This is a genomic window from Taibaiella chishuiensis (genome assembly GCF_003014535.1).
Classification (GTDB): Bacteria; Bacteroidota; Bacteroidia; order Chitinophagales; family Chitinophagaceae; genus Taibaiella; species Taibaiella chishuiensis.
Genome location: NZ_PYGD01000001.1, coordinates 211,511 through 224,057, shown reverse-complemented (window position 1 = coordinate 224,057; position 12,547 = coordinate 211,511). Strand labels below are relative to the sequence as shown.

Below are 12,547 nucleotides of genomic sequence, written 5' to 3'. Positions count from 1 at the left end.
CCGGGTTGAACGGCGTAATTATGATACGGCTCAGGCGGGTACGGTTTCGAGTTCCAGCACCTTGCTGGTATCGGCTCTTACGGCCAGAGCCAGCGCTTTATCGGTAATCAGGCTCCGGCCATACGAAGGGATCATGGCTTTCAGCTTGTCCTGCCATTCGGTGCTCTGTTCTTTGTCGCCAAAGCATTTTTTGAGCAGGTCGAGCATAATGGATACCGATGTGGAAGCGCCCGGCGAAGCGCCCAGCAGGGCTGCGAGCGAGCCATCGGCGGCATGTACGATCTCGGTACCGAATTCCAGTACACCATCGCCTTCCGCATCTTTCTTAATCACCTGTACCCTTTGGCCGGCAATTGCCAGTTCCCAGTCGCCCATTTGCGCCGAAGGGAAAAATTCCATCAGGGTATCCATCTTGTCCTGCGAGGTCTGGCGCACCTGCCGGATCAGGTAGCGGGTAAGCGGTATATTGTCCCAGCCGGCCTGCAGCATGGGTACTACATTGTTCAGTTTGATAGAAGTGGCCAGGTCGAGGTAAGAGCCATGTTTCAGGAACTTGGTGGAGAAACCGGCATAAGGACCGAACAGCAGTTCTTTTTTACCATTGATCACCCGTGAATCCAGGTGGGGTACTGACATAGGCGGTGCGCCTACAGCGGCTTTGCCATACACCTTGGCATCGTGTTTTTTGATCACTTCGGGATTGTTACAACGCAGCCATTGCCCGCTTACCGGGAAGCCGCCATAACCTTTGGCCTCGGGTATATCCGACTTTTCGAGCAGGTGCAAAGCGCCGCCGCCCGCGCCGATAAATACAAACCGGGTATTGATCCAGCGTTTATCGCCGGTTGCCATGTTTTTAACCCTGATGTTCCAGTCTGTTCCATTATCATTACGTTCTATATCCCTAACCTCGTGCTGCAGGTGTATGGTTACACCGGGTTGCTGGGCCAGGTAGGCAAAGAGCGAACGGGTAAGCGCACCGAAGTTTACATCGGTACCGATATCCATGCGGGTCATGGCGATACGGTCTGCCGGGTCGCGGTTTTCCATCATAAGCGGCGCCCATTCGGCAATCAGGGCTTTGTCCTCGGTATATTGCATGCCCTCGAACAGGTGGTTTTTGGTGAGGGCCTCGACGCGTTTTTTCAGGAAGTCGATATCGGCTTCGCCCCGTACGAAGCTCATATGCGGTACGCTGTTGATAAAGTCGGCAGGTGCGCCGATCAGCTTATGGTCTACGAGGTAGGCCCAGAACTGTTTGGAAACTTCAAACTGTTCGTCGATCTTAAAGGCTTTGGTACAGTCGACGGTGCCATCTTCTTTTTGCGGGGTATAGTTGAGCTCGCAGAGGGCTGCATGCCCGGTGCCGGCGTTATTCCAGGCGTCAGAACTTTCGGCGGCGATCTCGTCCAGGCGTTCGATCACCTCGATGGTCCAATCGGGTTGCAGTTGTTTGAGGAATATGCCTAGCGTGGCGCTCATAATGCCTGCCCCGATCAGCACGATATTGGTGGGTTGCTCCTGCAAAGATTTATCTGTCATTGCTTTGATTTTAGGATGATGCCGCAAAATTAAAATTAAACAACCGTTTAAAATGTCATTTTATTTTATTTAGGTATTGCGTATTGGGATTTGGGTATTGAGTATAGAGATATGGGTATTGAGTATTGGGATGCGAACAGGGCCAGCTAATTGATGAAATCCTTCGCGATGCTCAGGATGACAGCGACCTTTTGGTACTTGCTGTTTTACACTTCAATAAAGCCAGCTTACTGGTGAGATCCTTCGCGATGCTCAGGATGACAGCGACCTTTTGGTACTTGCTGTTTTACACTTCAATAAAGCCAGCTTACTGGTGAGATCCTTCGCGATGCTCAGGATGACAGCGACCTTTTGGTACTTGCTGTTTTACACTTCAATAAAGCCAGCTTACTGGTGAGATCCTTCGCGATGCTCAGGATGACAACAGTCCTCTAACACTTAAATATCTAACATCTAATAATCTAACATCTAATATCTAATCATTAACAATATGACCGCCCGGTACCCCATACCCACATCTCGATACTAATGCCTATCTTTGTACCTGCAATTAAAGTGTAAAGTCATGCCCGAAATCAATCTGGAAGAACAATTCCAACAGAAAATAGATAATGAGCTGCGTATAGAGCCTAAAGACTGGATGCCGGAACAATACCGCAAAACATTGATCCGCCAGATCTCCCAGCACGCGCATAGCGAGATTATAGGTATGCTGCCCGAAGGCAACTGGATTACCCGCGCCCCTTCGCTGCGCCGCAAATCGGTACTGCTGGCCAAGGTGCAGGACGAAGCCGGGCATGGCCTGTACCTGTACAGTGCCGCCGAAACACTGGGCATCAGCCGCGATAAGATGTACAGCCAGCTGCACTCCGGCGAGGCCAAGTATTCTTCTATATTTAACTATCCTACGATAACCTGGGCCGATATGGGCGCCATAGGCTGGCTGGTAGACGGCGCGGCTATTATGAACCAGGTGCCGCTGTGCAGGGCCTCTTACGGTCCCTACAGCAGGGCTATGATCCGGGTGTGTAAAGAAGAAAGCTTTCACCAAAGGCAGGGTTACGAGATTATGCTCACCCTGAGCAAGGGCACTGCCGTACAAAAGAAAATGGCACAGGATGCGCTGAACCGCTGGTGGTGGCCGTCGATCATGATGTTTGGTCCTACGGATGACAGCAGTCCGAACTCGGTGCAAAGCATGAAATGGAAGATCAAAAGGTTCAGCAACGACGATCTGCGCCAGAAATTTATCGACGTTACCGTGGAACAGGCCAAGATACTGGGACTGACCATTCCCGATAAAGACCTTAAATGGAACGAAGAACGCGGTCACTACGATTTCGGAACCATCAACTGGGATGAATTCTGGAACGTGGTAAAAGGTAACGGCCCTTGTAACAAGGAAAGGCTGGAAACCCGTAAGAAAGCCTGGGCAGAAGGCGAATGGGTAAGGGAAGCTGCCGTAGCCTATGCCGAAAAAAGAAAAGCCCGTAAACAGGCCGCCTGATCCTGCAACATTTACCTCAAGCAATAGTACAGAATAGTAAAGCCAAAACAAGAGCGCAACCACGCTTTTGTTTTGGCTTTTATTTTGCATTAAATATTTGTGCTCCTGCTGTTCAAAGACAAGGGCTTAATCTTACTTTTGTTTTGTATTTTTCAATTATAAATTACCCGTACTCATGAACTTTTACTCCTTACCGATCATCATTAACGACCGCAGGGAAATGCTGCTGGAGTTGGTGGAGCAATACAGTACTACCCGGAATAACAGTTATATCATAGAAGTACCAAGTCTTACGAGCTTTAACCTGCTGACCCTGCTGCGGGAAAACACGATCAAGACTTTTGTAGAGCAGAGCCGCGATATACCCCTGCAACAGATCGAAACCGAATGCACCTTTATGAACGGGATCGTGACCCTGCGCCTGTTCGAGGCCGTTCCCCTATACATCAATAATACACCCGAAGAGCCGGCTGCCCCCAAAGAAAAGCTAAGCTACGAGGACCTGGAAGACTTTAAGCCCAAAGCCAAAGTACAACAGGAAGAAGTTTTTACACCGGTTACCGAACGCAATGAACAACTGGGCCATGCCAACAGCCACCTGGCGCTTATGTTCGAAGCCAACCGGCATGCCATCAGCGTAAAGAGCCGCCAGATCCGCGAAATCAACCAGGAACTGTTTGACCAGAACAAACTGACCATACGCGTGGTGCTGGAAGTGAACCAGCAAAGCTATTCGAGCCACATCGACCTGTATCTTTCCCATCCTGCGCAATTTATCGGTATCGCGCTCGACTTCGGTTCGGAATCGAGCCAGATGGCCGTAAAACGGTATACGAACGACTTTAACCTGCTGGAGAAAAAACCGGAGATCGAAAACCTGTTCCGCAATATCGTTTCCTTCCATAAAAGCAATGGCTGGCTCGAACAGAACGAAACCGTGGACTTTTACCAGGAAGAGAAGAATACGAATTTCTATAAATCGCTTTTCTTCCTTAAAGAACAGTTGTCGGGCCATTACGAGGATATCGACAAGGAAGTATTTATCCAGGATGTAAAAGACAACCTGAAAATGCTGGTGAACACGAAGGATGGCTTCAATACACTTACCCGCCAGAAGTTCCACCAGTTGCCCAACCTGAAGATCATTCATAAACACGAAGACTTGCTGAACGGGATCAGCTTCGAGATCGAAAAACAGGGTTATGGTATTCCCATCAAGCTGAGCGAGATCAAGCAGAAGGTGTATAATACCATCCTGCAGGTGATGATTGCCTCTTTCCTGAAAAAAGAGTTTATCCGTTACAACAATGCGACCCGTTATATAAGACTGATGCTGCTGGTGCCCAATATCTACGATACCAACGATATCAATTATATCCAGCACCAGCTCAACAATATTTTTAAGGAGCTGAGCGAAAATGAATACCGTGATAAGATACTGGCCTGGGAAGTGCTGACGATATCGGAAAGCGATGCCTCCTTTATCGGCTACATCAACAAGAACAATACGCAGATCCAGAAAGACCGCGATTATATCATTATCGATTCCGGTAAGGGTACCACCGACTTTTCTATTATCCGTACAGGCAAAGGCAATATCTTCGACCTGAAACCGGTATACCGTAACGGTTTTTCGGGTGCGGGCAATATGATTACCTATGCGGTGTTCGAAACGCTGCTGCATTATATCCGGCAGACGGCGCATACCAGCCAGTCGAGTATCAAATACATCAAGGATAAAGTGGTGCGCATACTGACCAGCGACGACCTCGAACGGAAAAACAACCTGTATTCGGAGCTGGAGCGGCTGAAGTTTAACTACAAAGGCGCCAATGTAAAGGCCCAGGTGCGCGGCACCTGGGACAATGCGAAGAGCGGGGATATCGGTTTTAAAGACCTGATCGAATTCGGCGATGGCATCAATACCCTGATCAGCCTGCTGAACGGTATCGAGAATGTGGCCGACTTCTATAACTATATCGGCGAGACCTGCGACTTTATCGCGGGCAGCACGGTAAGTTATCTTAAACTGATCAAGGATAACAAGAAAGACTTTAACTGTGCAGGCATTATCCTTACCGGGCGCAGCTTTATGTTTAAGCCGCTGGTTGAAAAAATGAAGGAGACCCTGGTACAGCAGCTGGGCGTGCGCGAAGAGCAGATCAACCTGCTGAGCAGTAATGAACTGAAAGATATCTGTATCAAAGGCGTATTCAATAACTCGATCCGGCTGAATGCCGAGATGACGGGTTACCCGATACAGCTGATCTTTGGCACGGAAAGCAATGAACCGGTAGCGGCGCCACCGGTTGAAAAGAAACCGGTGATCAGCCGGAAGTCGCTGTTTGCAAGGCTTTTCAACGACCTCAATACTTTTGATAAAGTAGAGAAAGTACTCGCTTTCGATAATAACCTTAATTTCGACAAACTGCAAACCAGCCAGTTCCTGATCGGGTCGAAGACATACCGTATTGCGGGCAATGATATCTTCCAGCGTCAACCGGGCGTCAACTATGAAGCGAACGTGGAGTTTACGCATAAGGGTTATTACATACGCCGCAAGCATAACGGTATCGTAGACAGCATTGCACCGATGAAGGTGATCGACGATACGGAGCATAACGACCTGAGCCTGGTGGTGCCTTCGCTGTTCCCGAATTATATCGACGAGAAATACCTGAACAGCCTGGAGCGCGACGATATTGTACCCGAACCGTCCGCCGGCCCGGTAACGCCGGCTTCCGGCAATACCTCCGGTAACGATAATTCATCCGGGCAAAACCCTTTATACTTTTAAAACAAAATGCGGACATCGATGAAAAACTTCCTGTTGACCCTGCTTGTCTTTTGTACCGGTCCCCTGTTCGTAACTGCGCAACACTGGCGCATTAACGGTTACAAGGATACGGCCGCCATAACCATCGTTAACGAAGGCAAAGAAGTAAAAGTGCAGAGCGGCGCTACCGCTGCCACCTTCCCGCTGCATAGCGAAGGCCAGTTGCTGCGTTTAAAAAGCTCGGCAGAGAATGAACGCCTGCTGCGCCTGGTAAAAGTAGATGCCGCGCGTATCGATAAAGAATACCATGACCTGGACCGCTCGCTGCTGGCCGGCGAAAAGCTGATCAATAAGGCCAATACCTTTGCCGGTAAGAAGCTGATGATCGTACCCGAGGGTTATAATGGCGGTCCGGATGAAAACGTCGACGAAACTGCGAACAATAACGGCGGCGAGGCCGGCGGTGTAAACGAGACGCCTGCTGCCGACGATGGCGGCAACCTCTGGAAAGACAATTGGATGACCCTGTTGCTGGCCGCATTGGGCGTGGCCCTGGTAAGCGCCTTACTGACCCGTATGCTGGTAAAAAACAAAAAAGCGCCGGAAGCCGCTCCCGTAGCCGACCCGGAGCCTGTAGCCGTTGCCGCCGCCGGTAAAGAGCCGAAGGGCAATGCTGCAGAACTTAAAAAAGTAAAACAGGAACTGGCCGCTGCCCTGGCCGAACTGGAACAACTCCAGGCCACTCATGCCGACCTGGAAAAGAAGCTGAACGTAAACCGCAGTTTCGACAGCAGCTATTTCAATGAGGCCTTCCGCAAGCTGGTGGCGCCCATGCACGAAGCGCTAGAAAGCGGGTCGCGTAAGGATACACTGGAGGCGGTGCTGAAGATGGCGATGCATTTCAGTAGCCTTACCCGGTATAAGATCGCGAAGAAACAAGCCTTCGACGAAGCCAATATTTATTACCTGCTTAACCAGAAAGCACCCGGCGCCGAAGTGGCGGTAACCGAGATAGACCGTACTACGCCGGAAGATAAGATCCCTAAAAATATAAGAACGGTAACCGACCTGCTGCATGAGCAGGGCTCTGCCGGTCTCGACGACACCATATTGTCGGGATACAGGATCAAAAACCTGTAAGATACTGCCGGCGGTCGTCCTGGCTGCCGGCCTTTTATGTTGCGCTATCCCCTATAAACTATTCCGATGAGGTTAAAAGGTCTATATCTTGTCCTGCCTGCCCTGGCGATCATATTGCTGAACCTGTTTTTTGGCAGTATCATCAGCTGGTTCCTGAGCATCGCCATCGTGGCTTGCCTGGTTTACTATGTGCTGCAGGTCAATATCGAAAATATTATTTACCAGAAGACCAATGCCGTCGACGTTTCCGATGAAGTGCGGGCCGGAGCGGCAGCCGTAATCAAAAAGTATAAAGTAATCCTGTCCTTTGCCCTGCTGACCACGGTGTTTGTCAGCGGCGTTATCTGCATCAGCCGTACCACCAACCCATCGGGCAGCCATCCCTGGTTCCTGAACAACGACTATCACGGTATCAGCAATACGGGCATTACCTTTCGCAAGACGCTTAGTTTGACCCAGGCCTCCCGCGACAGCTTCAATACCTATGGCGGGCTGGACATTACCCGGAAGGGCGATGCGGAAGTGAGTCTCCGGTTCAGCGATTTTTACCAGCCGGTATTCGGGGCAACGGAGGAGGAACAAGTGTATACACCACTGAATAATATTTTTCCCAAAGGGTTTAACCGCAGCTTTAAGATCTCCAACGGGCTCAATACCCTGGAGGTATCGCTGCAGGAGCAGGAACGCGGTTTTATGGATATGTTGCGTGGTGGCCGCGGCAAGAAAATGACCTATGATATCCGTGTGGAGTCGAAAGACCCGCGGCTGGCCGAGGAGGCGAATATAACACTGCCTTACTCGGATCACCTGGTGGTGGAAGACCGGGAGTTGAAAGAAGGTAAACTGTTGTACAACCTGTTGCTGAATGGCAGGAGTTTTTCCTCGGGGCAAAACGAAAGTTACCTGGTGCTTGAATACTTATTGCGCCAATTGGGCGAGAGTTACCTGCTGGCCAATTACAACGGTACGGAGCGCTATTACACCGTATTTCCTGCACAGGATTTTATAGCCAACCGCTACCAGCTTTTTGCCGATGGACAGGCCGTGCAGCCCCAGGTGAGCAACAGCGCCAGCCTGGCCGCCGGCCGTAAGTTCTACATCGGTTTTCATAACGTGAATGAGAAAGCCTATTTCGGTACCGTAAATAATGCCGACTATGATGCCTCGGCCTCGGGTAGCAGCCTGGCGCTGTTGTTCGATTATCCGCCGGCTTACCTCTTATCCGGTCCGGAAGCCCAGCAGCAGACCGGGAGCCGCAACCTGCGCTTTATCTCCAACAACAACGAGAATATCATTGCCAGCGAATTAAAGGAAGGTTTCTTTTTTAAAAACTATAACCTGGGTACGGATCATACCATCAATGCCAGTATCGATTACCTGTCGCAGGGCCCCAATGTGGCGCTGCAGGCCGGTATTTCCGACCATAACCGGAATAATGTCTATTACAAAGTATCGAATAACCGCTTCCGGCTGCAGTCGTCGGATAGCGAAGTGCAATACCTCTTTGCGATCCGCGACTTTTCACAGAACGGCTTTCATTACAGCAAGCTGCTGTTGTTTGCCCTGCTGATCTACCTGGGCTTTACCGTGTTGCTCATCTTCTTCCCGGGTAAGAGCCTGGTGCGTATCGAGCCGGTTATTTTCACGGTAATCTATGCCCTGCTTATCGTACGCTTTATCCTGTACTGGCGCCTGGCTACCTTTCCTCCATTGGAAAATATTTCGAAATACGAACTGGAAAACACGATCCTTAATTTCGATTATCGCTGGGGTATCCGTTTACCGGTACCGCTTACGCTTATCTGGGTGTATCTCTTCCTCATTATCCTGGCGGCCTACCGTTATGTAGCGGCCAGGGGCCGTAGCGTGATCTGGGCGCCGGCCGAACAATGGAACCTGAAGACCATGAAGCGCATCAACACCGGTTATGCGTTGTTTATTGGCTTGTGTACCGTATTGTATTTTATCAACGATAAAATATTACACCTCGAAGTCCTGATCCGGGTTACCGCGATCATTGTACCTGTAGTCGGTTATTGTTATTTTGCCATGTTGGCCAATAAGTATTTCAGCTTTGATGCGGAGTGGGTAAAGCCGGGCGAATCGCGATTTTATATACGGGCCAAGGCTTACCTGCATTACTTTATCAACAACCCGGTATTCCTCATCACCCTGCTTACCATCCTGTACTTTGCCCTTACCGACCGGGGTTTTGCGATCCTGTTTACCTTGTTCATCCTGTTGAAGAACATCTTCCTCAATTTCCTGAAGAAGCCCTTTAACTCGGGGGAGGTAAAGCTGCAGCATATGTTGTTCCGCCCCAATAATTACTGGGTATACGGCATCCTGTCGCTGGTGGTATACCTGGCCATACTTTCGTTCAAGTCGCTGTTCTATTACCTGATCACGTATAAGCTCGTAGTGTTGTGGCTGGTGCTGTTCGTGCCCTGTATCATTTTGTGGCTGTTCTACCGGAAATATGCAAAAATACGGTTGGCGCTTACGGCAGTGCTGGCGGTATTCACCCTGCTGCTCGTGGTGCCGCCTACGCGCAACCTGATCGAAGCCAAGGCTACCGGTGCCATTAAACATGTACAGTTCCGCGCTTCCATTATCCACCAGCCCATCAGCGAACTGCTGGCGCAAAACGCCTTCTCTTCCTTCCAGACGCGGAAGATCATCGAGACGGCCGAAAACCAGTGGTTCATTAACTCGTATATCAATAAGCCCTACGATAATAATGCAGTGATCAACCTGAGGCCTTATTCCAAAGTAGGCGTCGATTACAATACACAAACCCGCGATGTGGTGATCGCAAGGTTCGTGATCGGCGAGCTCGGCAACTTTACCATGTACCTGGTGCTGGTGCTTACCCTGCTGCCCCTGATCCTGTACCTGATCTCGTACCGGCTTACCGACAATCATTACTTTAAACTCAACTACCGTTCTTATGCCGGTGTGTTGCCTTTGCTGCTGCTCTTTACCATCAGTTTGTTTGTATGGCTGACGGCCACCAACAGGTTTGTATTCTTCGGGCAGGATTTCCCCTTCCTGAGTCTTACCAGTAAGCTCAGCGTGGTATTGCCTTTGATCCTGTTTGGCATAACCCTGACGCAACAGCCTGAAACTTACCGTTCGCACCAGTTGAAACTGCAGAACAACTTTGCCCGTTATGCCTTCTTTACGGCCCTGGTAGCGGGTTTTGCCTTAACCACGATTAAGTCGAACGAGCTCAGCAGTAATAACTTTTCCATTATCGTAGAAAAAACCAAAACCTGGATCAACCGCGACCTGAATGCCGTGCTGTACGAGATCCAGGACAGCCTTGATGCAAAGCATAAAAAATATACCTATACCAGCCTGATCCGTACCCTGGAAAAAGATAAACGCTTCGAGGCTTTGCTCGACGATTCGCTGAAGGATAATTATACCAAAAGTATTTTCCGCCAGTTGGTGGAAAAGCCTTCGGGCGCCCTGCGTATCGACAATCCCTTGTACATGATCTACGACAACGACAAGTATACGGCCTTGTACAACGAACACCTGTACCTCGAGTTGCCTGCTGTGGAGAACCGCAAGGTGTGGAATGGTTCGGTGCGGGAAGCCTGGACCAACCTGACCGCCCAGGCACATATCGATTACAACAACAACCGTACCGTAGTGCCCCTGCCTTATAGCCGCTATGATGCGGCATCGGGTATCCGTATGGCGGTATTGCCAGCCGGCTGGTTTGTAAAAGCCAAGGATGATATCGGTATCATCGGTCTGGAAGCTTCGGAGCGCGGCAAAGGCGAACTCTTTGTATCGCGGCCGGGCGGCAGCCGGGTAAAACAGTTGTCTGCAGCCTATGCCAGTACCAGCGCCAGCGAAGATGTGGTCAGCATCAACAGCCGCGGTAACAAGTCGGTAATCGCTTTTGCCAATGCCGGCAATGTATTTGCCGTAAATAAATGGATCAACGGCGGTTATGAAATCCTGTATCCGCAGCGCGGCAATAACTTCTGGATGTACCATTTTGCCAATGCGGTACGGAATGCCTACACCGCCGACAGTATGCTGCAGCGGCATGTAGGCATAAGCCTGGATTATACACTGGTGGAGGATGTGCAACGTATGGTCGATGCCACGTATGGCAATACGGCGCGGGCCAACAAGCGCTTTAAGTTCAGCGTGATTGCCGCCGATGGCAATGGCAATATAAGCACCATGAACGATTTTGTAAGCAACCGAATCCCGTTGGATCCCAACGATAAGGCTTCGATCAACAGGTTGCAGCAACGGCATTTCTTTTTCAGCAATATCCGCAACGAGCGCGACCAGTGGGGCAATAGCAACCTGATGTCGATGCACCTCGGACCCGGATCGTCGATCAAACCCGTAACCATGGCGGCTGTGGCCTCGCAGGTAAACGCGGGCTGGGGCAGCCTGTACATGCGTGCTCCCGACCAGGGCGCGTACAGCAACTACGGCGGTTTCCGGTTGCGCAAACCCTGGGAGAACGACGATCACTATCGCGCCGGTTTGCTGGGTGTAGATAAGTTTATCGAAGTATCCAGCAACTTCTACCAGTCGGCCATTATCTTCCTGGGATCGTATCCTAAATCGGCTTTTGTGAAGAATAACACCGTAAGTCTTAAAAACGTACTGAGCGGGCAGGCCGGGGCCAACAACAGTTATCCCGTATTCGAGTTTAACGGCGGCGTATATTACCTGCCCAATTATAACAACCGCAACGGCAACTGGCCGCTTACCAATTACGAGGCGAAAAAGAAGAAAAGCTATTTCGGCAACGAGCATTCCGTACTGGCCCTGGGCCTGGAGCGCAACCTGAAACTGCATACCAGCGATATGGACGAAAACGGTTATGCGCGTAACTCCTATACCCGCGTCAACATTGCAGACAGTACGCTTTACGCGATGCTGTCGCGTAACAAAGGCAGTAACTTCCTGTGGAGCTTCCCCGAGCAATCCAGCTTCCTGCAGGGCCAGCGTGCTTTTCCCGATCCGGAGCAGAACTTTAACCTGGGCCTGAAGACCGCGACCCTGGGCGGTTATCCCTACCAGATGTCGCCGTTTATGATGCTGCAGATGTATACGGCCCTGTTTACGCAAAACAGGAATACCAGCCTGCATGTATTGCCGGCGCGTGCCGCCGTTGTACCCTGGCAGGCAGACAGTACCTGGCAGGGCAACGATCCCTTTAATCAATTCCTGGCCGCCGGTGTGTTTAAGGGTATGAACGATGTGATCTACGGTGGAAGCGGTACAGCCCATGCCATAGGCGGGTTGCGCGGTGCACACCCGGGTTACTATTTCTATGCCAAAACGGGTACCATCAACGAACAGGGCTCGGGCGCCAAAAACTCGAGAAGGCTGATTGTAGTGGTTGCCAATAAAGACCTGCAGCAGGCAGCCAATATCGGTAAGCCCGATACCAAAGTATATGCCCTGTATTTTGCGGTGGATAACAACCGCGATTTTGACTGGAGCCTGCTCAACAATATCATTAACCGTACGATGGCTTCGCGTTCGTTTACACAATATTTCAATACGATCGGCAGGTAGCGGTGCGGCCTGTATAA

At 50.5% G+C, this 12,547-nt stretch carries 5 protein-coding genes; 4 read left to right on the top strand and 1 reads right to left on the bottom strand.

Annotation, left to right across the window (positions count from 1 at the left end; all coding sequences use genetic code 11):
• Positions 1–30: 30 nt before the first annotated feature.
• Entirely contained in the window at positions 31–1,542 is a 1,512-nt protein-coding gene (locus tag B0I18_RS00930) for a malate:quinone oxidoreductase (RefSeq protein ID WP_106520774.1), read from the bottom strand.
• Between the two features lie 565 nt (positions 1,543–2,107).
• On the opposite strand from B0I18_RS00930, the gene paaA reads away from it, so the two are divergent.
• From paaA to B0I18_RS00910, 4 genes are all read left to right on the top strand, one after another.
• On the top strand, positions 2,108–3,049 hold the full coding sequence (gene paaA / locus B0I18_RS00925; RefSeq protein WP_106520773.1) for a 1,2-phenylacetyl-CoA epoxidase subunit PaaA: 942 nt from the start codon (positions 2,108–2,110) through the stop codon (positions 3,047–3,049).
• A gap of 175 nt (positions 3,050–3,224) precedes the next feature.
• A complete protein-coding gene (locus B0I18_RS00920) occupies positions 3,225–5,846 on the top strand; it encodes an acetate and sugar kinases/Hsc70/actin family protein (protein ID WP_106520772.1) in 2,622 nt (873 codons plus the stop codon).
• An 18-nt stretch (positions 5,847–5,864) separates the two neighbouring features.
• Positions 5,865–6,965, top strand: coding sequence for a hypothetical protein (locus B0I18_RS00915; protein ID WP_106520771.1), 1,101 nt, complete (start codon positions 5,865–5,867; stop codon positions 6,963–6,965).
• A gap of 66 nt (positions 6,966–7,031) precedes the next feature.
• Positions 7,032–12,530 carry a penicillin-binding transpeptidase domain-containing protein gene (locus B0I18_RS00910; protein WP_106520770.1) on the top strand — a complete coding sequence of 1,833 codons (5,499 nt, stop codon included), beginning with the start codon at positions 7,032–7,034 and terminating at the stop codon, positions 12,528–12,530.
• Positions 12,531–12,547 lie beyond the last annotated feature (17 nt).

Coding starts and splice junctions, on each gene's coding strand:
- B0I18_RS00930 (WP_106520774.1), bottom strand. CDS start 1,542: ATGACAGATAAATCTTTGCAGGAGCAACCCACCAATATCGTGCTGATC.
- paaA (WP_106520773.1), top strand. CDS start 2,108: ATGCCCGAAATCAATCTGGAAGAACAATTCCAACAGAAAATAGATAAT.
- B0I18_RS00920 (WP_106520772.1), top strand. CDS start 3,225: ATGAACTTTTACTCCTTACCGATCATCATTAACGACCGCAGGGAAATG.
- B0I18_RS00915 (WP_106520771.1), top strand. CDS start 5,865: ATGAAAAACTTCCTGTTGACCCTGCTTGTCTTTTGTACCGGTCCCCTG.
- B0I18_RS00910 (WP_106520770.1), top strand. CDS start 7,032: ATGAGGTTAAAAGGTCTATATCTTGTCCTGCCTGCCCTGGCGATCATA.